At 72.2% G+C, this 20,013-nt stretch carries 22 protein-coding genes; 9 read left to right on the top strand and 13 right to left on the bottom strand.

The window, feature by feature from the left end; genetic code table 11:
- Positions 1 to 40 precede the first annotated feature (40 nt).
- From GA0074696_RS23845 to GA0074696_RS23835, 3 genes are all read right to left on the bottom strand, one after another.
- A complete protein-coding gene (locus tag GA0074696_RS23845) occupies positions 41 to 880 on the bottom strand; it encodes an amino acid ABC transporter ATP-binding protein (protein WP_088963164.1) in 840 nt (279 codons plus the stop codon).
- 5 nt (positions 881 to 885) lie between these two features.
- Positions 886 to 1,680, bottom strand: a complete 795-nt coding sequence (locus GA0074696_RS23840) for an amino acid ABC transporter permease (RefSeq protein ID WP_088963163.1) — start codon at positions 1,678 to 1,680, stop codon at positions 886 to 888.
- Between the two features lie 82 nt (positions 1,681 to 1,762).
- A complete protein-coding gene (locus GA0074696_RS23835; protein WP_088963162.1) occupies positions 1,763 to 2,581 on the bottom strand; it encodes a basic amino acid ABC transporter substrate-binding protein in 819 nt (272 codons plus the stop codon).
- Between the two features lie 332 nt (positions 2,582 to 2,913).
- Between GA0074696_RS23835 and GA0074696_RS23830 the strand changes: the two genes are divergently transcribed.
- The 3 genes from GA0074696_RS23830 (at position 2,914) to GA0074696_RS23820 (ending at position 4,495) form a co-directional block, all read left to right on the top strand.
- Positions 2,914 to 3,126: a hypothetical protein gene (locus GA0074696_RS23830; RefSeq protein WP_088963161.1), complete on the top strand. Its 213-nt coding sequence runs from the start codon at positions 2,914 to 2,916 to the stop codon at positions 3,124 to 3,126.
- 121 nt (positions 3,127 to 3,247) lie between these two features.
- A complete protein-coding gene (locus tag GA0074696_RS23825; RefSeq protein ID WP_088963160.1) occupies positions 3,248 to 4,084 on the top strand; it encodes a DUF5994 family protein in 837 nt (278 codons plus the stop codon).
- A gap of 222 nt (positions 4,085 to 4,306) precedes the next feature.
- Positions 4,307 to 4,495 (top strand): hypothetical protein, encoded by a 189-nt coding sequence (locus GA0074696_RS23820; protein ID WP_088963159.1) that lies wholly within the window; start codon positions 4,307 to 4,309, stop codon positions 4,493 to 4,495.
- 126 nt (positions 4,496 to 4,621) lie between these two features.
- Here the strand turns inward: GA0074696_RS23820 and qcrB are convergent, their stop codons facing one another.
- The 9 genes from qcrB to coxB are packed head-to-tail and all read right to left on the bottom strand — an operon-like array spanning position 4,622 to position 13,358.
- Positions 4,622 to 6,400 carry a cytochrome bc1 complex cytochrome b subunit gene (gene qcrB / locus GA0074696_RS23815; protein WP_197700777.1) on the bottom strand — a complete coding sequence of 593 codons (1,779 nt, stop codon included), beginning with the start codon at positions 6,398 to 6,400 and terminating at the stop codon, positions 4,622 to 4,624.
- Positions 6,397 to 7,260 (bottom strand): QcrA and Rieske domain-containing protein, encoded by an 864-nt coding sequence (locus GA0074696_RS23810; RefSeq protein ID WP_157746095.1) that lies wholly within the window; start codon positions 7,258 to 7,260, stop codon positions 6,397 to 6,399. The genes qcrB and GA0074696_RS23810 overlap by 4 nt, the downstream gene beginning before the upstream one ends.
- Positions 7,257 to 8,054, bottom strand: a complete 798-nt coding sequence (gene qcrC, locus GA0074696_RS23805; protein WP_088963157.1) for a cytochrome bc1 complex diheme cytochrome c subunit — start codon at positions 8,052 to 8,054, stop codon at positions 7,257 to 7,259. Before qcrC ends, GA0074696_RS23810 begins: the two co-directional genes overlap by 4 nt.
- A gap of 2 nt (positions 8,055 to 8,056) precedes the next feature.
- Positions 8,057 to 8,449: a c-type cytochrome gene (locus GA0074696_RS23800; RefSeq protein WP_197700776.1), complete on the bottom strand. Its 393-nt coding sequence runs from the start codon at positions 8,447 to 8,449 to the stop codon at positions 8,057 to 8,059.
- Positions 8,446 to 9,360, bottom strand: a complete 915-nt coding sequence (locus GA0074696_RS23795; RefSeq protein WP_088963156.1) for a cytochrome c oxidase assembly protein — start codon at positions 9,358 to 9,360, stop codon at positions 8,446 to 8,448. The genes GA0074696_RS23800 and GA0074696_RS23795 overlap by 4 nt, the downstream gene beginning before the upstream one ends.
- Positions 9,348 to 9,752: a hypothetical protein gene (locus GA0074696_RS23790; RefSeq protein ID WP_088963155.1), complete on the bottom strand. Its 405-nt coding sequence runs from the start codon at positions 9,750 to 9,752 to the stop codon at positions 9,348 to 9,350. Before GA0074696_RS23790 ends, GA0074696_RS23795 begins: the two co-directional genes overlap by 13 nt.
- Complete coding sequence (locus GA0074696_RS30950; RefSeq protein WP_157746094.1) at positions 9,749 to 10,375, bottom strand: cytochrome c oxidase subunit 3; 627 nt, start codon at positions 10,373 to 10,375, stop codon at positions 9,749 to 9,751. Before GA0074696_RS30950 ends, GA0074696_RS23790 begins: the two co-directional genes overlap by 4 nt.
- On the bottom strand, positions 10,372 to 12,297 hold the full coding sequence (gene ctaD, locus GA0074696_RS23780; protein ID WP_088963153.1) for a cytochrome c oxidase subunit I: 1,926 nt from the start codon (positions 12,295 to 12,297) through the stop codon (positions 10,372 to 10,374). The genes GA0074696_RS30950 and ctaD overlap by 4 nt, the downstream gene beginning before the upstream one ends.
- Positions 12,298 to 12,314: 17 nt before the next feature.
- Entirely contained in the window at positions 12,315 to 13,358 is a 1,044-nt protein-coding gene (coxB, locus tag GA0074696_RS23775) for a cytochrome c oxidase subunit II (protein WP_172894408.1), read from the bottom strand.
- 140 nt (positions 13,359 to 13,498) lie between these two features.
- Between coxB and ccsA the strand changes: the two genes are divergently transcribed.
- Genes ccsA through GA0074696_RS23750 form a run of 5 tightly spaced genes read left to right on the top strand, consistent with a single transcriptional unit; the run spans position 13,499 to position 18,050 of the window.
- A complete protein-coding gene (gene ccsA / locus GA0074696_RS23770) occupies positions 13,499 to 14,257 on the top strand; it encodes a cytochrome c biogenesis protein CcsA (protein WP_197700775.1) in 759 nt (252 codons plus the stop codon).
- Positions 14,254 to 14,664 carry a cytochrome c maturation protein CcmE gene (locus tag GA0074696_RS23765; RefSeq protein ID WP_088963151.1) on the top strand — a complete coding sequence of 137 codons (411 nt, stop codon included), beginning with the start codon at positions 14,254 to 14,256 and terminating at the stop codon, positions 14,662 to 14,664. The genes ccsA and GA0074696_RS23765 overlap by 4 nt, the downstream gene beginning before the upstream one ends.
- Complete coding sequence (locus GA0074696_RS23760; protein ID WP_088963150.1) at positions 14,654 to 16,594, top strand: heme lyase CcmF/NrfE family subunit; 1,941 nt, start codon at positions 14,654 to 14,656, stop codon at positions 16,592 to 16,594. The genes GA0074696_RS23765 and GA0074696_RS23760 overlap by 11 nt, the downstream gene beginning before the upstream one ends.
- Positions 16,591 to 17,157 (top strand): TlpA family protein disulfide reductase, encoded by a 567-nt coding sequence (locus GA0074696_RS23755; protein ID WP_088963149.1) that lies wholly within the window; start codon positions 16,591 to 16,593, stop codon positions 17,155 to 17,157. Before GA0074696_RS23760 ends, GA0074696_RS23755 begins: the two co-directional genes overlap by 4 nt.
- Complete coding sequence (locus tag GA0074696_RS23750; RefSeq protein ID WP_088963148.1) at positions 17,154 to 18,050, top strand: cytochrome c-type biogenesis protein CcmH; 897 nt, start codon at positions 17,154 to 17,156, stop codon at positions 18,048 to 18,050. Before GA0074696_RS23755 ends, GA0074696_RS23750 begins: the two co-directional genes overlap by 4 nt.
- Positions 18,051 to 18,315: 265 nt before the next feature.
- On the opposite strand, the gene GA0074696_RS23745 is transcribed toward GA0074696_RS23750, so the two are convergent.
- Positions 18,316 to 18,990, bottom strand: coding sequence for a GNAT family N-acetyltransferase (locus tag GA0074696_RS23745; protein ID WP_088964760.1), 675 nt, complete (start codon positions 18,988 to 18,990; stop codon positions 18,316 to 18,318).
- Positions 18,991 to 19,357: 367 nt separating this feature from the next.
- Here GA0074696_RS23745 and GA0074696_RS23740 point away from each other — a divergent pair, with 367 nt between their 5' ends.
- Positions 19,358 to 20,008, top strand: coding sequence for an HAD family hydrolase (locus GA0074696_RS23740; protein WP_088963147.1), 651 nt, complete (start codon positions 19,358 to 19,360; stop codon positions 20,006 to 20,008).
- Positions 20,009 to 20,013: the final 5 nt, after the last annotated feature.

The raw sequence follows: 20,013 nt of genomic DNA, 5'->3' as shown, positions 1-20,013 counted from the left end.
CGCTTGCACCGGCGTTCACGAACGTGACGACGAGCAGTTGTCACAGGTTGTGGCGGTCGTCGGCCGGCAGGCGGGGCGGCTCCGGTGGCTCGGGGGACTGGTCGGGCTGACCAAGCTGCGCGACCCGCGTCGGGTCGAGGACCCGAGAGAGGAACGAGCGGGTCCGTTCGTGCCGCGGTGCGCCGAGCACCTCCTGCGGCGGCCCCTGCTCGACCACCACGCCGCCGTCCATGAACACGACCCGGTCTGCGACTTCCCGGGCGAACGCCATCTCGTGGGTGACCACCATCATCGTCATGCCGTCCTCAGCCAACTGGCGCATGACGGTGAGCACGTCGCCGACCAGTTCCGGATCCAGCGCGGAGGTCGGCTCGTCGAAGAGCATCAGCTTGGGCTCCATCGACAGCGATCGGGCGATCGCCGCCCGCTGCTGCTGCCCGCCGGAGAGCTGCGCCGGGAACGCCTCGGCCTTGTCGGTCAGGCCCACCCGCTCCAGGTTCTCCCGCGCGATCTGCTCGGCCTCGGCGCGGCCGCGCCGGAGCACCCGGCGCTGGGCGATGGTGAGGTTGTTCAGCACGGTCAGGTGCGGGAAGAGATTGAACGACTGGAAGACCATCCCGATGCCGCGGCGTACGGAGTCGATCTCGACATCCGGGTCGGTCATCTCGACCCCGTTCACCCAGATCTTGCCGGCAGTCGGCTCCTCCAGCAGGTTGACGCACCGCAGCAGCGTCGATTTGCCGGATCCGGACGGCCCGATGACGCAGACCACCTCGCCGTGGCCGACCTCGAAGTCGATGCCCTTGAGCACTTCGAGCGGCCCGAAGGATTTGTGCAGGTCGCGGATCTCGACGGCGGGCCGGGATTGGATAGTCGTCATGTGCGTCACCGGGCCTTGGCGTAGCGGAGTTCGAGGCGTCGTACCACCTGGGAGAGGGGCAGGGTGATGACCAGGTAGGCGAAGCCGGCCACCAGCAGCGGGGTGGCGTTCACCCGGTCGTTCAGCGTGTCCCGACCGAACTTGGTGACCTCGATGGTCTGCGCGGTCACGCCGAGCACGTAGGCGAGCGACGAGTCCTTGGTCAGCAGGATGAGTTCGTTCGTCAGCGGCGGGATCACGACCCGGAACGCCTGCGGGATGACGATGGTGCGCATCGCGCTGAAGTGCGACATGCCGAGGGTGCGCGCCGCCTCCATCTGCCCCTTCGGCACGGCCTGGATGCCGGCCCGGATGGTCTCGGCCATGTACGCCGCGGCGGTCAATCCGAGACCGATCGCGATCGAACCGAACACGCCGCCCGGAATCTCGCGCTCGGGGAAGGCGATGGGAACGCCGTACCCGACGAGGAAGAGCACCAGCAGCGCGGGCAGACCCCGGAACAGCTCGATGTACGCCGTTGCGACCCAGCGGTACGGAGCCACCCGGGACAGCCGCATCAGCGCGAGGATGGTGCCGAACACGAGGCCGAAGGCGAACGCACCCAGCGTGTAGAGGATCGTGTTGCGCAGCGCGACGGTGATGATCGTCGGGAACATCGACTTGATGATGTCGACGCGGAAGAACGCCTCGCGCAGCCTGTCCCAGTCCGCGGCGAAGATCACCACGGCGATGATGGCGATGAAGGCCAGGTACTGGAGCCAGAGGGACAGCCGCTCTCGCTGGCGGCGTCGCAGCTTCACCGTTCGACGCTCCTTGACTGTGCGAAGGTTACCGACGCGGAGGGCGCGCGCCAGGCGCGCGCCCTCCTGCCAGGCGGTTGAATCACGCGTTCGGCTGCTTGCCGATCCACTTCTCGTAGATCTTGCCGTAGGTGCCGTCCTGCTTGGCCTTGGCCAGCACCTCGTTGATCTTCTTGAGCAGTTCCGGGTTGCTGTCCTTCTTCACCGAGAACCCGTACTGCTCGCCGGTGTCGAACTCGGCGGTCACCTCGAACCCGCCCGGGTGCTCCTTGATGTACTCGGTCCAGACCGGCAGGTCGTTGATGGCGGCCTCGATCTGGCCGTTGGCGAGGGCCTGCTGCAGGGCGGCGAGATCCTCGAACTCGACGAGCTGCAGGCCCTTTTCCTTCTCGAACTTCCGGGCGTAGTCACGACCCGTGGTCGCGGCCTGGACGCCGAGCTTCTTCCCCTTGAGGTCGTCGAGCGACTTGTACGGCTTGCCGGTCTTGACCAACATCGCCTGGGTCGCGTCGAAGTAAGGATCGGAGAAGTTCATCACCTTCTGCCGTTCCTCGGTGATCGTCATGCCGGCGGCGGCCGCGTCGCACTTGCCGGTGTTCAGGTCCTGGCCGGACTTGATGCCCTCGAACGGCGTGTCGACGATCGTCTGCTCGACGCCCAGGTCCTTGGCGACCAGGTCCATCACGTCGACGTCGAACCCGACCACCTTGCCGCTGGCATCCTTCGACTGGAAGGGCGCGTACGGCAGGTGGGTGCAGACGGTCAGCTTGCCCTTCTCGACGAGCTTGACCCCGTTCGCCTGGACCTCGCTCTCGTCCTTCTTGGCGCATCCCGCGCTCACCGCGAGGGCGGCGATCGCCACGACGAGGCCAGCCTTGCGGACTGCGCTATTGAACCTCACGCTGTGTCCCTCCGATTCGGCCCCCGTATGACGAGCAGCCAGGGTTGGTACGAAGACGGTGTAACAGGGGACGGTACCTGATCGGGCGAGCCGTACCCAGATCACGCCCAGTCGTTGAGCCGATGCGGTAACCGTCACGCTCAGTAAATGCGGCACTCGGCAAGCAACCGGACGGCGAGCGCGACACCAGCAGAACCGGGCAGTCGGGGCCGAGGAACCATGACGGCACAGAATCAGACCGGCCCGGACACGCGTAGGCTGGGGCTATCCCGGAATCGACGACATCCCACTCCTGAGGTGCCCGCCACGCCGGCTCCGCCCGAGGCGATGCCATGTTCGTACCCGACCGCACCCGGTTCGCAGTGGCCCGACCGACCGATCTCCCGCCGTCGGAGCATCGGGAAGCACTCCCCACCTTCGCAGCGGCCCCGGTGCCGTTGACTCGCGCCGGCGCGACCCGGATCAGCGTCCGCGCCGCAGCGCTCGCGACAGTCGCCATGGTGCTCGGCACCGTCCGCATCGCCCAGCTGCAGGGCCGCCGCTGAGCGGGGCAACCGACGACCCGGCCGGACGGGTCGGCGAACCGGGCATCCCGCCCAGCGCATGACGCAATTCCGCGCACGACTTCACCCGCTACACCCCGGTCACGGCGACAAAGGATCCGACATGATGCCATCGACCAACGCCCTCGCTCCCCCATCGCCGCCGTCGACACCGCGCCTTCGGATCGAACCGACCCGGTCCACGCGCACGCTGCTCGACGGCGGCTGGTGGCCCCGCTCGACAGATCCGCTCGCGGAGCTGCCCGGCCTCATCCTCGCCATCGACCTACTGCGCGGGCCGATCGTCCGGCTGGTCCTCAGCGCCGACACCTGGAACGGCAATCCGCGCCGCCTGGCCGTCGACGGCAGGGTCCTGCGATTGGGCTACTTCACCAGTCAGCCCGCCAGCCTGCTGACCGCGATCTGCCTCAACGACGACCGGGTCGACCTGCTGGTCGTGCCACCGGAGACCGCGGCCGACCTGGCCGAGGCGGCGATGGCGCTCGCCGCCACCGCCGGCAACCGGGTCCATGCTCCGCAGCTGCTCACCGCCGCAGGCACCATGTCCGACGCGAGGGCCGACAGCGCGGGCAGGCGCACCTGGGAGGGGGAGGGCGGCCGTCTCCGCACCGCCCCCGATGCCCCTTCCGCCGTCGCTTCCCGCCCGGCCGAGGCTGGACCAGCCGGGAAGTTCGCGCCGGTCGAACCGGCGTCCGCGCCGGCAGCACCTCCGCCGAGGCGGCGGAATACCGGTGATCTTCCCACCGTCACTACCGAGGAGCAGAGCATGACAATCGCCCGGCACACGATCGTCTCCGCGCTGCGTCGACGCGGCCAGCACACCAGGGCCGACTGGGTCGAGCGGGAGCTGCCGGAGCAGGTCGACACCACCCGGCACGCGGGACTGCTCGCGACTCTGCATCTCGACCCCGCCGAACTCGGCGAGCCGACAGCCCGGTGAGAGTCGCCCTGCTGGGACCTACCCGGGAAGGCAACACACGCCGAGTCCACGCTGGCGCACCAACCCGCAGGTTCGTCACCATCGCGGCCCTCGTCGGCGAGATCCAGCGCACGCCTTGCAGCGCCGCGTCGACCGGTTCCAAACGGCCGACGGCCTCCCGGCCGCCGGGACTGACCTGCCTTCAGGTCGAACCGAGCAGCAGGACCTACGGAGACGACTCCCATGCGCTACCTCAGTGACGTCAACCTGCGCGCCGTACTCATCGTCCTCATCGGCCGGTCCGGTCGCACTGTGGAGATCAGCAACGAAGAAATGTACGACGCGATGCTGCCAGACCACAGCCACGGCGAACGAGTGCTCATCGAGGAAACGGAGACCGGCCTCCGACTGTCCATCGTTCCTCGCCCATAGTCCGGACCGCGCAACACCAAGGACGCCAAGTCCCCGGACCCTGCTCCGGCTCAACCCGGTCGCGCTGCACCGCGGGGCCCCGCAGGCGAGTCGACCGGATCACGGCGACGCACCGCCGTAGCTGTCTCATGTCCGCCCGGCGCCGGTCGTCGTCTCGTCCGACGGCTCCGGCGGCGACGCGCGATCCGTCCGCTCCCGCTCCTGTCGCCGGCGGTCCCGCCGCCGGTCGACGAGCGCCGCGAGCAGTAGCGACCCGGCGGCTGCGGCGCGGCCCGACCGGCGCAGGGCGACCCGGACCGGGCCGGGTGGTGGGGGCGGCGGCGGCCCGGGCACCACCAGCCGGTCGACCCCGGGGTACGCGAGCCGCGAAGCCGAGACCGCCTCCTCCTCCGATTGCACCGCCCGGCTCGCGGTGACGACGATGTGCCGTGCCTCGTCCCGGTAGCGCCACCGCCACAGGTCGCCCTCCGGCCACATCTCGATTCGCTCCCCCGGCCTGTCCCTGCCGAGCATGTCGGAGGCACCGGAGCGACCCTCGCCGTCGGACCCGGGGGCCGCCCGCCGCGCCGCCCGCCGCAGGTCCGCGCGGGTGAGCTCGCCGATGCCGGCGGCGTCGCCGCGGCGCAGCGCCCGCGCGACCAGGAGGGCGAGCAGTCCGGCGAGGAGCGGCAGGACGAGCACCAGCACCTGGAACACCGACAGCAGGTCGTGGACGGGCACCCCCAGGAGCCGGGCGAGGATGTCGTCCCCGGCGGCGACGGTCAGCAGCGCATAGAAGGTCAGCGCTACGACCCCGACCGCCAGCCGGGCCGGGTGGTCGCGGGGCCGGTCGAGCAGGTGGTGCTGTCGGTGGTCCTTCGTGCGCAGCCGCTCGGCGAACGGCCAGGCGTAGAGGGCTAGGAAGGTCAGCCCGCCGAGCACGACGCCGGGGAAGAACGGCGCCGGCACCAGATACCCGGCGATGCGGAACTCCAGGGGTGGGAACAGCCGCAGGGCGCCGTCGCCCCACGCCACGTACCAGTCGGGTTGAGCAGGTGAGGTGGCCTGGGCCGGTTCGAACGGGCCGTAGATCCAGACCGGGTTGATCTGCACCAGGCCGCCGAGGGCGAACAGCACCGCCAGCACCCAGGCGAACAGGGCGAGCGTGCGCAGTGTGTAGCTCGGCCACAGCGTCGACCCGACCAGGTTGTGCTCGGTCCGTCCCGGGCCGGGAAACTGGGTGTGCTTCTGTCGCACCAGGATGCCCAGGTGCAGCGACACGAGGGCGACGAGGACGGCGGGCACCAGCAGTACGTGGGTGACGTACATCCGGGGGATCATCTCGTCGGAGGGGAACTCCCCGCCCAGGGCCAGGGCGGCCAGCCACGCCCCGGCCACCGGGATCGACTCCACCACCGAGGTGATGATCCGCAGGCCCACCCCGGAGATCAGGTCGTCGGGCAGGGAGTAGCCGGTGAAGCCGTTGGCGAGGGCGAGCGTCAGCATGGTCACGCCGATCAGCCAGTTCAGCTCACGGGGTTTGCGGAACGCCCCGGTGAAGAAGATCCGGGCCAGGTGCAGCACGATCGCCGCGACGAAGACCAGCGCGGCCCAGTGGTGGGTCTGCCGGATCAGCAGACCGGCCCGGACGTCCCAACTGAGCCGCACGGCCGAGGCGTAAGCGGCGGAGGTGGTGGCGCCGTCCAGCGGGGCGTAGTCGCCGTGATAGACCCGGTCGGCGGAGCTGGCGTCGAAGAAGAAGGTGAGGTAGACGCCGGTGAGGATCAGCGCGACGAACGAGTAGAGCGCGATCTCGCCGAGCATGAACGACCAGTGGTCGGGGAAGACCTTCGCCAGCGCTCGGCGGGTGATCGGGGAGAGCCGCAGCCGGTCGTCGAGCGCTCTGGCCAGCCGGTCGGTGATCACGGCCGGCTCCAGAAGCCGGCGCCGGGTGGGGCGGTGAAGTCGCCGGTCGCGCGGAGGAAGCCGTCCGGGCCGACCTCGATCGGCAGACCGGGCAACGCCCGCGCAGCCGGGCCGGCGACCGGCCGGGCGTCCGCCAGCAGGTCGAACGACGACTGGTGGCAGGGACAGAGCACCCCTGCGGCGCCCTTGAGGTAGAGCCGCACCGGACAGCCGGCGTGCGTGCAGAGCAGCGAGTAGACGACCAGGCCGTCGAGATGCCCGCCGGAGGGCGGCCGGGAGAAGCGCGCCGGGTCGAGGCGGACCGCGAAGGCGGGCCCGTCCCCGGCGTCGAGGTGGCCCTCCGGGAAGATGCCGACCACGGTGTCGGCGGGCACGTCCCGCGGCCGCAACGGTCGTCCGTCGGCGTCGACCAGCCGCACGCCCGGCCGCCACGGAGTGTCCTTGAGGTCCTGGACCGGGCGGGCACCGGGGAAGGGCAGCAGGGAGCGCAGCGGGAACAGCGCGGCGGCGCCGAGCGCGGTCAGCGCCAGCCCGAGCGCGGCGAGCAGGCCCCGCCGCCGCACCGGGCTGTCCGGCGCGGTGAGCACCGCGGCGCTCATCGCCTGCTCCGCCGGGGTTGGGGCGAAGCCCTCGTGCTCCTCGACGTAGCCGCCGACCGGCACGAGCCGCCGCCCCCAGACGGCGAGGCCCACGGCCAGTCCGGCGAAGGCCACCGCAAGGCAGACCCCTTCCCAGCGGGTGTTGCCGCCCAGGCTGTACGTCACCGCGAAGCCCATCCCCCCGGCCGCGCTGGTCAGGAAGGCGGCGACGACGCGACGGCTCGCCGCCCGCTCACTCGTCGAGGGACACCGACCGCTCAATCCCCCGCCCTCCTGCCCAACCATCGGGCGGCGGCCACCAGCAGCGCTAGTACCGCCACCCAGGCGACCAGCCCCTCGGCCAGCGGGCCGAGCCGGCCGAGCGGGTTGCCGCCCCGGTCCAGCCGCTCACTGCGCAGCCGCTGCACGTAGGCGGTCACGTCGTTGACCTGCTGGTCGTCGAGCACCTGACCGGGGAAGACCGGCATCAGCCCCGGGCCGACGCGGACCGCCTCGGCCACCTGCGTCGCCGTCGCGTCGTACAGCGGCGGGGCGCTCCAGCCGGCGGTCAGCGCGGCCCCGGAGCCGGTCGCGCCGTGGCACGGGGCGCAGTTGGCCGCGAAGATCTCCCGGCCGGAGGTCAGGCTCCCCGCCGCGGCCCGGGGAATCTGCGGGCCGCCGCCACCGAAGCTGTCGACGTGGGCCACCAGCGCCGCGATGTCGTCGGCCGAGAGCGCCGGTTGCCGACGCTGAGGCTGCTGTACCTCCCGCGACACCGGCATCCGTCCGGTCGAGAGCTGGAAGTCCACCGAGGCGGGCCCGACGCCGATCAGGGACGGTCCCCGCTGCGTGCCCTGCCCCTGGTCGCCGTGGCAGCTCGCGCACTGCTCACGGTAGAGCCGGGTGCCCCCCGTGCCGGGCGGTGGTGCGGAAGCGGCCGGGGTCGCGGACTCCCCGGGGATCGGCGCGGGGGCGAGCGCCACCGGGCCTGCGGCGAGCATCAGCACCGCCCCGACCGCGAGGGCCCGGTGCGGGTGCAGGGCGGGCCGCCGGGTCGCCGCTCGTGAACGCCGCACCTTCAGTCCAGGGTGTAGAGGTAGGCGGCGATGTCCTGCGCGTCGATCGCGGTGACGCCCAGGTTCGGCATGGCGGTGCCCGGCTCCACCGCCTGTGGATCGGAGATCCAGCGCCGCAGGTTGTCGGCGTTGTTGGGCAGCTGGCCGGCGACGTAGGAGCGGGCGCCGAACCGGGTCAGGGGCGGGCCGACCAGGCCGTCGGCGCGGTTGACGCCGGGGATCGTGTGGCACGATCCGCAGCCGTACCGGGTGATCAGTTCCGCGCCCCGGTCGGGCCGTCCGTTCCGCGACTCGGGTGGTGGCGGTGGGGTCGTCGAGGCGCAGGCGGTGACCGCGACGACCGGCAGGATCATGAGGGCCGCACCGAGCGCCCAGAGCCGGCCGGGCACCATCATCGGACCATCCTTTCCGTTTCAGCTGTTGTCGCCATCGGTCCGGCCCCTTGGGGTACTGGCTTTCCGCCCAGGCCGTCGGGCCGGTCGCGGTCCATCCGCAGCAGCCAGCGCAGGAACACGGCCAGCGCCACGACCAGCACGGCCAGGTCCATCGGCGCCCACATCAACAGGCCGGCGAGTTGCTGGTCGGCCAGCGGGTCGGCGCCGAGCACCCGCTGTGGATAGACCGGTTGCGGGGCGAAGGTGAGCACGGCGCCGAGGGCAGAGGCGGGCAGCATGGTGCCGGCCAGCAGCAGCACCGTCACCGGGGCGGGGGCGCGCTGCCGTGGCGAGCCGACCACCGGCGCCCAGAACAGCCAGGCCGTCGCCAGGAAGCACAGATGCTCGGTGGCGTGCACCGCGGGCCGATCGACCGCGGCGGCGTACGGCCCGGGCAGGTGCCAGAACCAGAGCACGAGGGTCTGCCCGCCACCGGCCAGCAGGGCGTACGTGCTCGGATGGCGTAACCGGCGCACCGGCGGCGCCACCCGGCATCGGGCGAGCAGCCGGCGCAGCGGCAGCGGCGCGGCCAGGCTCAGCGGCAGCCCCGCCGCGCCCGCCGCGAGCAGCGGCCCGGCCACCAGCAGGAGCAGCATGTGCTGGGCCATGTGCCCGGCCAGGCCGGACTCCGCCAGGTCGTGCACCGGTCCCTGCTCCGCGCCGAGCAGCACCAGCAGTCCGGCACCGAAGGCGCCGACCCGCCAGCCTGGGATGACCCGGCCGGTACCGCGTCGGGTCCACAGCTCCTGGACGCCCCGCCCGTAGCCGGCCGCGAGCAGGCAGACCGTGACGACCGCCAGCATGGTCAGCAGGCTCTCGGCGACCGGACTCTGACCGGGTGCGTGAGCCCGGTAGAGGTTCAGCTCTGACATGGCGGCAGCACCAGCACGGCGATCCCGCCGAGCACGATGATCGTCAGGAACAGCAGGTTGAGCCAGATGCCCACTATGGCGAGCATCCTGGACCGGCCGAACGCCCGGTCCTCGGCGCCCGCTGACTGCGCGCCGGCGGTGCGCCGCCACACGAGCGCGGCGACCGCCAGCGAGCCCGCGGTGACCAGGGCCGGGACGACTACCGCCAGCCCGACGGCCGGCCCGAGCGGTACGGCGGAGACGCGCTCGGAGCCGGCGGCGCAGGCCAGTTCGTCCAGGCCCCAGGCGACGAGGACGTGCACCGTCCAGGCGACGGCGCCACCGAGCACGCCGTACCAGAGCAGCAGCCCGCCGGTGAGGCGGGCCCGGGGGCCGGGTCGGGTGGTCGTCACAGTCGTGGGGAGAGGTAGATGGTGAACAGGATGGCGGCCCACACGGCGTCGACGAAGTGCCAGTAGATCGCGCCGTTGCGGACCCGTTCGTGGTGGTGGGTGCCGGAGCCGCCGCCCAGGGAGGTGGCGAGCAGCCAGCCGATCATGGTCAGTCCGACCAGGACGTGCAGCCCGTGGAAGCCGGTGATCAGGTAGAACAGCGAGCCGTAGACGTCGGTGGTCATGGTGAAGTGCCGGAGCTTCTCGACGTACTCGGTGGCCTGCAGGGCCAGAAAGGTCAAGCCGAGCACCATGGTGGCGGCCAGCCCCGACCGCAGCCGCCAGAGCTGGCCGCGCCGGCTGCCGCGTTCGGCCCAGATCATGGGCAGGCTGCTGGGCAGCAGCACCGCCGTCATCACCAGCGGCTTGACCAGCTCCGGCGCCCCGATGCCGGTCGGCGGCCACTGCGGGCCGTACTGGAAGCGGAGGTAGAAGTAGCTGCCGAGCAGGCAGGCGAAGAGGGTGGCCTCGGTGGCCACGAACATCACCATGCCCCACCAGCCGGTGGACCGGCCGACCGGCAGCTCCGTGCTCAGCGCCTCGGCGCCGGTGGCCGCCGCCACGACTCCGCCCCGACCCGTCATGCCGTCACCCCAGGTTCCTGAACCGGGCTGGGCGGCCAGAGCCAGACCGCGATCGTCGCGATGACCGCGACCATGGCGACGGCCGCCACCGGGTACCAGGCGAAGAGCAGGGCAGTGAAGAAGATCAGCAGCGCGCCGGCGAGCACGAGTGGCTTCAACGTCGACTCCGGCATCTCCACCGCCCGTTCGCAGCGGGCGTCCAGCTCGCTGGTGAACAGGGTGCGGCGCCCCGCACTGAGGATGCGGTCCTCGGTGGCACCCGCGCCGGTCGACTCGGCGGTCCGCTCGTCCCACACCGGGTGCAGGCTGTGCACCCGGGGCAGGACGGGGAAGTTGTACGGCTCGGGCGGCGACGCGGTGGCCCATTCCAGGCTGTCGGCGTCCCACGGGTCCGCCGGGGCGGGCCGGCCCCGGCGGACGGCGTGCACCACGCCGACGAGCACGAGCAGCAGTCCGAGGGCGAGCAGGTACGACCCGACCGTGCTGACCAGGTTCCACCCGCCCCAGCCGGGCTCGCCGGGGTAGGTGTAGATCCGGCGGGGCATGCCGAACAGGCCGTAGAGGTGCATCGGGAAGAAGGTGACGTGCATGCCGGCGAAGACCAGCCAGAACGCCCAGCGGCCGAGCCGCTCGTGGTACATCCGCCCGGTGATCTTGGGCAGCCAGTAGTAGATGCCGGCGAGCATCGGGAAGACCGCGCCGCCGACCAGCACGTAGTGGAAGTGCGCCACCACGAAGTACGAGTCGGTGACCTGCTGGTCGAACGCGGTGATGGCGAACATCGTGCCGGTGACACCGCCGAGCACGAAGGTCACGACGAAGCCGATGACGAAGAGCAGCGGCACGCGGATCACCAGCCGGCCGAGCAGCATGGTGGCCAGCCAGGCGAAGATCTGCAGGCCGGACGGAATGGTGATGATGGTGCTGGCCGCGCTGAAGAAGCTGTAGGACAGCGCCGGCAGGCCCGTGGCGAACATGTGGTGCACCCAGACCCCGAACGAGATGATCGCGATCGCCACGATGGACAGCACGATCAGCGGGTACCCGACCACGCCGCGCCGGGTGAAGGCGGGCAGCACGGCGGAGACGATGCCCAGCGCCGGCATGACGATGATGTAGACGTCGGGGTGCCCGAAGATCCAGAACAGGTGCTGCCAGAGCAGCACGTTCCCCCCGGCGGACGGGTCGAAGAAGTGGGTGCCGAACCGGCGGTCGAGGAACAGCATCGCGTTGTCCAGGTTCAGCGCCGGCAACGCGAAGATCACCATGAACGCGGTGGCCACGATCGTCCAGACGAACAGCGGCACCCGGTTCAGCGACATCCCCGGTGCGCGCAACTTGAGCGCGGTGGCGATGAAGTTGATCGAGCTGGCGGTCGTCGAGATGCCGAGGAAGAGCAGCCCGAGGGCGTAGACGTCCATGTGCAGGCCGGGGTTGTGCTGCTCCGAGTTGAGCGGCGCGTACGCGAACCAGCCGTTGTCGGGGGCGGCGCCGAAGGGCAGGCTCGCCCACATGAACAGCCCCGCGAACAGGAACACCCAGTAGCCGAAGGCGTTCAACCTCGGGAACGCCATGTCCCGGGAGCCGATCATCAGGGGGAGCAGGAAGTTGCCGAACCCGAAGAGCATCGGCGTGGCGAACAGGAAGACCATCGCCGTGCCGTGCATGGTGAAGAGCTGGTTGTACTCCTCGGGCGACAGGATGCCCGCCTCGGGTCGGGCGAGCTGGGTGCGCATCGCCAGGGCGCTGAGCCCGGCGAGGACGAAGAAGAACCCGGCGGTGACCAGGTAGCGGCGGCCGATCCTCTTGTGGTCGACCGTGCTGAACCAGGCCCGCAGCGAGGGTCGCTCGCCCCAGTGTTCCGTCAGCCGCGCCAGGTCCTCCCGGCTGACGCCGGTTGACGGCGTGGTGGTGGTGGACATCGTCTCCCCTCCCCGGCCTACTCCAGCGACCGCACGTACGCGATGAGGTCGGGCAGCTGGGCGGCGTCGATCGGCTGTGGGGGCATCGCGTTGCCGGGCTTGACCGTCTGGGGGTTGGCGATCCAGCCGCCGAGATGCCCGGCGTCGTTGGGCACCGCCCCGGCGCCGAGGCTCCACCGGGTGCCGACGTTCGACAGGTCGGGCCCCGCCTGGCCCTGGGCGCCGGTGCCCCGCACCGCGTGGCAGGCGGCGCAGGTGCCCTGCAGGAACGCCTGCTGGCCGCGGCGCTCGGCCGCGGTGTGCGGCTGACGGGCCGGGGCGTTCAGGCGGGTCAGCCACGCGTCGAAGTCGGTACGGGGTTCCGCCACGACCAGGAAGGCCATGTGGGCGTGCTGGGTGCCGCAGTACTCGGCGCACTGGCCGCGGTAGCGGCCGGCCCGCTCCGCCCGCAACCAGGTCTCCCGGGTCTCGCCGGCGATCAGGTCCGTCTTCGGCATGAGCTGCGGCACCCAGAAGCTGTGCAGCACGTCGTCGGTGCGCAGGCGCACCTTCACCCGCTCCCCCACCGGGATGTGGATCTCGTTGGCGGTGGCTCCGGACGCCCCCTGGTAGCGCACCTCCCACCACCACTTGTGCCCGGTCACCTCCACGGTCGGAGCGTCCCGGCCGGGGTGGTCACCGAGCGCGGCTAGGTCGCGCAGACCCACTCCGTAGACGGCGACGAGGATGACGAAGGGCAGCCCGGCGCCGGCGATCGTGACGAAGCGCAGCGGCTGCCCGTGGCGCACCCGGGCGTTGCCCCGCCGGAACACCAGCGCCCAGAGCAGCAGCACCATGACCTCGGCGAACACCGCCGTGGAGATCCAGAACAGCAGCCACCAGAGGTTGGCGACCCGGGCCGCCCCCGTACCGGCGGGGTTCAGGGCGGACGGCGGGTCGCCGGCGCATCCGGCGAGCAGCGCCACGCCGCACAGCGTCGTCAGCGCCGGGAGCGGGCGCGGTCGGCGGCGCCGCCCGGCGGGTCGGGCCGCGCTCAGGTTCATCCCCGCTGTCGTGTCCACCGGGAGCGACACTAGGCCCTTCTGACCCCCTGTTTGTCCCTGTTTGCGACTGATACCCGGACGGGTGCGACCAGAGCGATTTATGGTGAGTTCCCACTCGTTCATCCGCAAGCGCCCCTCAGGGCACGGACAGGGAGATCATGCGAGCCTCCACGGTGGACCTTGTCGCGGACACCGGCAGAGCCGCCGCCGGCCGCCGGACGATGGCCTGGCTCGCCGGTGGGCTCACCGCGGCGGCGACGGTGGCCGGCGGGTGGCTGGCGCCCCCCGACGAGGTGCAGGGCCAGGCGCAGCGACTGATGTACCTGCACGTCCCCGCCGCCTGGGTGGCCTACGCCGCGTTCGCCGTCGTGCTGGCCGCCAGCGGGGCGTACCTGATCGGGGGTGACCTGCGCTGGGACCGGTTCGCCCGGGCGGGCGCGGAGATCGGGGCGGCGCTGACCGCCGTCGCGATCGCCACCGGGTCGCTCTGGGGGCACCTGGTCTGGGGTGCCTGGTGGGCCTGGGACCCCCGGCTGGTCAGCACCGTCCTGCTCCTGCTCGCGTACGCCGGTTACCTGGCCCTGCGCCGCGCGGTGGCGGAGCGGACCGGGGCGCGCGACGGAGGTGACCACCGGGTGGCGCGACCGGCCGCGGTCGTCGGCGTGGCCAGCTTCCTGCTCGTCCCGGTGGTGCACTTCTCCGTCGTCTGGTGGCGGTCGCTGCACCAGCAGGCGACCGTGCTCGCCCCGCAGCGCCCGCCGATCGACCCCAGGATGGGCGTCGCCCTGCTGCTCGCCGCGGCCGCCGCGACGCTCGCCGCGCTCTCCGTCCTGCTGTACCGGGTGGTCCGGCTGGAACGCCGGCTGACCCCCGACGCGTCCCCCGCCCCCGACCGCGTCCCGGTCCGGGTCGGATGATCCGTCGCCGCGCGGGCCGGACCGCCGTCGTCGCCGTGCTCCTCGCCGCCGGCGCGCTGCTGGTCACCAGCGCGCTGCAGGACACCCTGACCTACTACCGCACCCCCGGCGAGGTGCTCGGCGACCCGGACGCGACCGGGGAACGGGTACGCCTCGGCGGCGACGTGGTGCCCGGGTCGCTGCGGCACACCGGCGACCTCGTGGTGTTCCGCCTCGCCGAGGACGGTCACGAGATCACCGTCGAGCAGCGCGGCGTCCCACCGGAGACGTTCCGGGAGGGCGAGGGAGCGGTCGTCGAGGGCACCCTGTCGCCGGACCGGGTGTTCCGCTCCGACCACGTCGTGGTCCGGCACGGTAACGAGTACCGGCCGTCCACCGCCCCGGCAGGGCCGGTAGATGCTCGGTGACCTCGGCACCGCGAGCCTCGCGGTCGGGCTGCTCTGCGCCACCCTGACCGCCCTGCTCTGGCTGCGGACGGCCCTGTTCGCCGTACCCACCCGACCGGCCCGCCTCGCCACCGCCGCGACCCTGGCGACCGCCGCCGTCGCCTGCGGCCTGCTGGAGGCGGCCCTGCTCCGGCACGACTTCAGCGTCCGCTTCGTGGCGGAGAACGGCGGACGTCAGGTGCCGTTGTACTACACGCTGACGAGTCTCTGGTCCGCCCTGGACGGGTCGCTGCTGCTCTGGCTGCTGATCCTCGCCGGGTACGCGGCACTGCTGGCCCACCGCCGGCACCCGGCCCGGCTGCACGCGTACGCGATGGTGGTCGTCAGCACGGTGACCATGTTCTTCTTCGCGTTGTCCTACTTCGCCGCGAACCCGTTCCGGGAGGTCGGTCCGGTACCCGCCGACGGCCCGGGACCGAACCCGCTGCTGCAGCAGCACCCGGCGATGGGGGTGCACCCTCCCCTGCTCTACGCCGGCTACATCGGCCTGGTCGTGCCGTTCGCCTTCGCGATCGCCGCACCGCTGGCCGGCCGGCAAGGGCGGGGCTGGCTGCGGGCCGCCCGACCCTGGGCCCTGGCGGCCTGGGCGGCGCTGACCGCCGGCATCGGGCTCGGGGCCTGGTGGTCGTACGCGGTGCTGGGCTGGGGCGGCTACTGGGCGTGGGACCCGGTGGAGAACGCCTCCCTGCTGCCCTGGCTGACCGCCACCGCCTTCCTGCACACCACCCTCGGCCGCGCCGCCGGCCGGGCCGGCTGGAACCTGACCCTGGCCTGCGCCAGCTTCGTGCTGGTGCTGCTCGGCACGTTCCTCACCCGGTCCGGCGCGGTCGCCAGCGTGCACGCCTTCACCGACTCACCGCTGGGGCCGATGCTGCTCGGCTTCGTGCTGCTGACGGTCGTCGTGTCGACCGTCCTGACCGGATGGCGCACCCCCGAACCGGCCCGCCACAGCACACCGCTGCTGTCCCGGGCCACCGCCGTGCTGGTCAACGGCGTGCTCCTGGTGACGATCACGGCGGTGGTGCTGATCGGCACGATCTTCCCGCTGCTCTCCGACCCGCTCGGCGGGGTGCGCACCTCGGTCGGGCCCGGCTACTACCAGCGCACCGCGGTACCGCTGGCGATCGCGGTGCTGCTGGTGATGGGGGTGACGCCGGCCCTGCGGGCACACGACCGGACGCAGGCGCTGCGGCGACTCGCCGTACCCGGCGGCGTGGCGCTCGCCACCGTCGCGGTGGTGGGACTGCTCAGCCGGCCCGGCCCGGCAGCGCTCACCGCGTTCGGCGCGGCGGCGTTCGTGCTCACCGGCCTGGCCGCGGAGCTGGGCGGCCGGCTGCGACGGTCCGGCCAGGACCGGAGACGGGGCAGGCTCGCCGGGCTCGTCGGGCACGCCGGAATCGCCCTGGTCGCGGTGGGCGTCGCCGGATCCTCGGCATACGGCCAGGACGCCGAACGGACCCTCCGCACCGGAGAGTCCCTGCGGGTGGCCGACGTGACCGTACGCCTGGTCGGGGTGGACCGGGCCGCCAGCAGCGGTGGCATGGCGGTGCACGCGCGGCTCCGGCTCACCGAGGCGGGCGGCGCGGAGCGGGACGTCACGCCGGCCCTGCGCTACCACCCCGCCCGGGACACCGCGGTAACCGTGCCGACGATCGACACCGGGCTGCTGCGGGACACGTACCTGACGCTGATCGCGGTCGCCCCGGACAGCGGCAGCGCGACCGTACGGCTCGCGGTGAACCCGCTCGTCGGGCTGCTCTGGGCCGGCGGCGCGCTGACCGCCACCGGGGGACTCCTGGCGGCGATCGGCACCGCCCGTTCCCGGCGCCGGCTGCACCGGGACGTCGCCCTGCCGACTCCCGACCCGGTCGCCGCCGGGGCCCCGAAATGATCAGCCCCGGCACCCGTCAACGACTGGGCCCGCTGCGCACCGGACCTGCGCTGGTGCTGGCCGTGACCGTCGCCGTCGGCGCGGTGGTCGCCCTCGGCCTCCGGTCGCCGGCCACGCCGGGGCCCGTCGCCACCACCGCTGTGACGCCCACGTCGGCCCCGGCACTCTCGGGCGCCACCCTGGACGGTGGCCGGTTCGACCTGGCCGACGCCCGCGGCCACGTGCTGCTGGTCAACGTCTTCGCCTCCTGGTGCGGCCCGTGCCGGGATGAGCTGCCGCTGCTGGTCGACACGGAACGACGGTGGTCGCCGCAGGGACTACGGCTGGTCGCGCTGAACGTCCGCGACGGCACCGAGGCGGTCCGGGCGCTGCTCGAGGAGACCGGCGCGCGCGGACTGACCGTGCTGCCGGACCCGGAGGGCACCCGGGCGGTCGACTGGGGCGTACGGGCGGTGCCGGAGACCTTCGTGGTGGACCGCGACGGCCGCATCGTCGACCGGCAGCAGGGCGTGGTCACCCGGCAGTGGCTGGAGCAGCGGGTGGCGCCGCTACTGGCCGGATGAGGTGGCCCGCCGCCCTGGCGGCACTCGTCCTCACCGCCCTGACAGCCGCGGCCGGCGCGGGACTGGTCCGGTCGGCCAACGACAGTGGCGGGGAGGATCCGGTCCGCGCGGTGGCCGCCGGTCTGCGCTGCCCGGCCTGTCAGGGCGAGTCGGTGGCGGACTCCCGGTCACCCATCGCGGCGGCGATGCGGCAGGTCGTGGCGGACCAATTGACACAAGGGCGGGACCGCGACGAGATCCGGCAGTGGTTCGTGCAGCGCTACGGCGCGGAGGTGCTGACCGATCCACCGGCCGGCGGCGCGGAGCTGCTGCTCTGGGCCGTACCCGCGCTGGCCCTGCTGGCCGGTGGCTACGCGGCCCTGCGCACGCTGCGCCCGCCCGCGACGTCGACCGCTCCCGCCACGCAGGTGCGGCCCGCGCCGATCGGCCGGGCCGCCCGCCGGGCGTGGCGAGCCGGGTCGGTCGGGCTGGTGGCCCTCGTCGCGTCGGTGGCGGTCGCCGCCGGCGCTCTCGACCGGCCTTCGCCGCAGCCGCCACCGGCCGACCCGGTCGCGGTCGCCGTGCAGCTGGGCCGCGACCTGGAGACCCAGAACCGGTACGACGCCGCGGCGCAGATGTACCGGGAGGCGCTACGGGACCGGCCCGACGACGCGATCCGACTGCGGCTCGCCTTCGCGCTGCTCCGAGCCGGCGACACGACGGGCGCGGAGCAGACCGCGCGGGACGTGCTGGCCCGCTCTCCGGACTCCCCGGACGGGCTGCTCGTGCTGGGGCTGGCGCAGCGCGGCAGCCGTTCCGCCGAGGCGGCACGCACCCTGCGACGCTTCCTGGCCGTCGATCCGGAGCACCCGGCCGCCGGGGAGATCAGCCGTCTGCTGGTCACCGCCCCGTGACCCCTGACGGAGCGCGTGCCCAGATCCGCGATCAGCGCAGCCATGTGCCGGGTATGTCGCAGCTGGGGCAACAACACCTTGATCAGATCCGAGGCAGGAGCGGTCTGGTGCGGTGGCCCTGCCGGCGAAGTGGCAAGGGGCATATGCAGGGTGCCACGGAACGCGCGCTCATCGGCACGAGCGGGCGGCGCAGCCCGCCAGGCAACCGTTACAGAACGTAACGCCCGGTCGGCGGCATGAGCGAACGTTCGCAGGGGGTTGGGTCTTAGCTCTCGACCTCGGGCAGCGGGAGCACCTCAGTGTCCCGTCGAACGGCTCCGGGTGATCGGTCGGCGGTAGGCTGCGACGTGGAGTCCTGCACGAGCTTCATCGACATGAGTTCGGTGAATCCGGCGCGTCGCGCGAAGCGCACTTTCCGACGCTTGTACATCGTGAAGCCGAGCTTGGCGTAGAGGCCGAGGGCGGGTGCGTTGGTGTCCTTGATGTCCTCGAGCACGTACTCGCGATACCCGGGCAACGCCAGCAGGTGACGCAGCAACGCGGTCGCGACGCCGCGACCCTGATAGGCCGGCTCGGTGGCGACGAACCCGATCTCGGCGAGCCGGGGTCGGGCGCCGTCGGAGGGGCGCATGAACCATCTCCGGATCACCACGTAGCCGAGCAGCCCGCGCGCCAGCCCGAGATGACGCCGGATCTCCCGCCAGCGCGGCGCGAACAGCGTCTGGTCGCCCTCGGTGAGCGAGGCGAGGCCGGCGGGCTCCCCGTCCACGAGCGCGATGTAGAACCGTTCGAGCAGCAGCATGTGCTCGAACGCGTCGGCCAACTTCCCGGTGTCGCGCGAGAACGCGACGAAGTCCGCTGCGAAGCTGCGCACGTAGACCTCGGTGATGCGGCGCCGGTACCCCTCGCCGAGTTCGTCTCCCCGCTCGACCACGACCATCGTCTCGACCGTCCCCGTCCACTCCACGTGTCACGCACCCGTACGGGTTCGACCATATCCACCGGCACGCACGCTGAAGCACGCCCGAGATTTGATATCGCCACCGATCTGGGCGGAGTGACGCACGCTCATCGGCTAGATCCGTGCGCTGAGGGCTGCGATCTCTCCGTTACACCGCGTGACGCGCGGATCGCGGCAGCGGCGTGCGTCCTTCTCGGCCCCGGTCGTGCACCGGCCGCTGGTGCTGCCTCGCAACGTGGTCGACCTGTCCGAGTGGCCACCACCTCGGCGGTGACGGCGATCCGGCACCTTCGGGGGGACCGTGGGTGCCGCCAGGTTCACCCACCCACTCGACCAGCCTGTCCGGATGATCAATCCGATCGGGCTTGTCATCTTCGACTGCGACGGGGTGCTGGTCGACAGCGAGCGCATCGCGGTCCGCGTCAACATCGCGCTTGGCGCGGAACTGGGCTGGCCACTGACCGAGGCAGAGGTCATCGAGCGCTTCGTCGGCCGGTCCAGCACGTCCATCGGTGAACAGATCGCGGCCCGCCTCGGACAGGGCGTGGCTGCCACCTGGGCGGACCGGTTCGACCTGGCACACCGCCAAGCGGTGGACGCCGGACTGACCGCCGTCGACGGGATCAACGACGCGCTCGATGAGATCACCCAGCCGACGTGCGTGGCCTCCAGCGGTACGCACGAGAAGATGCGCCACACCCTGGGCCGCACCGGCCTGTACCCCCGCTTCGACGGCCGCATCTTCAGCGCGACCAAGGTCGCCCACGGCAAGCCGGCCCCCGACCTGTTCCTGCACGCGGCGGCGGCGATGGGCGTCCCGCCCGCGGCGTGCGTCGTGGTCGAGGACAGCCGCTACGGAGTCCAAGCGGCCCGCGCCGCCGGTATGCGCTGCTTCGGCTATGCGGGCGGATTGACCCCCGCGCACCGGCTGGAAGGCCCGGACACGGTCGTCTTCGACGACATGCGCAAACTCCCGGCTCTGCTGGAGGCAGCCTGACCAAT

The sequence above is a fragment of the Micromonospora purpureochromogenes genome (genome assembly GCF_900091515.1).
In the GTDB taxonomy this organism is placed as follows: Bacteria; Actinomycetota; Actinomycetes; order Mycobacteriales; family Micromonosporaceae; genus Micromonospora; species Micromonospora purpureochromogenes.
The sequence above is the reverse complement of the archived record's forward strand: the minus strand, read 5'-3'. Positions and strand labels throughout refer to the sequence as shown.

Bases quoted from the DNA above. Each gene is read 5' to 3' on its own strand.
- GA0074696_RS23845 (WP_088963164.1), bottom strand. From the start codon at position 880: ATGACGACTATCCAATCCCGGCCCGCCGTCGAGATCCGCGACCTGCAC.
- GA0074696_RS23830 (WP_088963161.1), top strand. From the start codon at position 2,914: ATGTTCGTACCCGACCGCACCCGGTTCGCAGTGGCCCGACCGACCGAT.
- GA0074696_RS23825 (WP_088963160.1), top strand. From the start codon at position 3,248: ATGATGCCATCGACCAACGCCCTCGCTCCCCCATCGCCGCCGTCGACA.
- GA0074696_RS23820 (WP_088963159.1), top strand. From the start codon at position 4,307: ATGCGCTACCTCAGTGACGTCAACCTGCGCGCCGTACTCATCGTCCTC.
- GA0074696_RS23800 (WP_197700776.1), bottom strand. From the start codon at position 8,449: ATGATGGTGCCCGGCCGGCTCTGGGCGCTCGGTGCGGCCCTCATGATC.
- GA0074696_RS23795 (WP_088963156.1), bottom strand. From the start codon at position 9,360: ATGTCAGAGCTGAACCTCTACCGGGCTCACGCACCCGGTCAGAGTCCG.
- GA0074696_RS30950 (WP_157746094.1), bottom strand. From the start codon at position 10,375: ATGACGGGTCGGGGCGGAGTCGTGGCGGCGGCCACCGGCGCCGAGGCG.
- ctaD (WP_088963153.1), bottom strand. From the start codon at position 12,297: ATGTCCACCACCACCACGCCGTCAACCGGCGTCAGCCGGGAGGACCTG.
- ccsA (WP_197700775.1), top strand. From the start codon at position 13,499: ATGCGAGCCTCCACGGTGGACCTTGTCGCGGACACCGGCAGAGCCGCC.
- GA0074696_RS23765 (WP_088963151.1), top strand. From the start codon at position 14,254: ATGATCCGTCGCCGCGCGGGCCGGACCGCCGTCGTCGCCGTGCTCCTC.
- GA0074696_RS23760 (WP_088963150.1), top strand. From the start codon at position 14,654: ATGCTCGGTGACCTCGGCACCGCGAGCCTCGCGGTCGGGCTGCTCTGC.
- GA0074696_RS23755 (WP_088963149.1), top strand. From the start codon at position 16,591: ATGATCAGCCCCGGCACCCGTCAACGACTGGGCCCGCTGCGCACCGGA.
- GA0074696_RS23750 (WP_088963148.1), top strand. From the start codon at position 17,154: ATGAGGTGGCCCGCCGCCCTGGCGGCACTCGTCCTCACCGCCCTGACA.
- GA0074696_RS23745 (WP_088964760.1), bottom strand. From the start codon at position 18,990: ATGGTCGTGGTCGAGCGGGGAGACGAACTCGGCGAGGGGTACCGGCGC.
- GA0074696_RS23740 (WP_088963147.1), top strand. From the start codon at position 19,358: ATGATCAATCCGATCGGGCTTGTCATCTTCGACTGCGACGGGGTGCTG.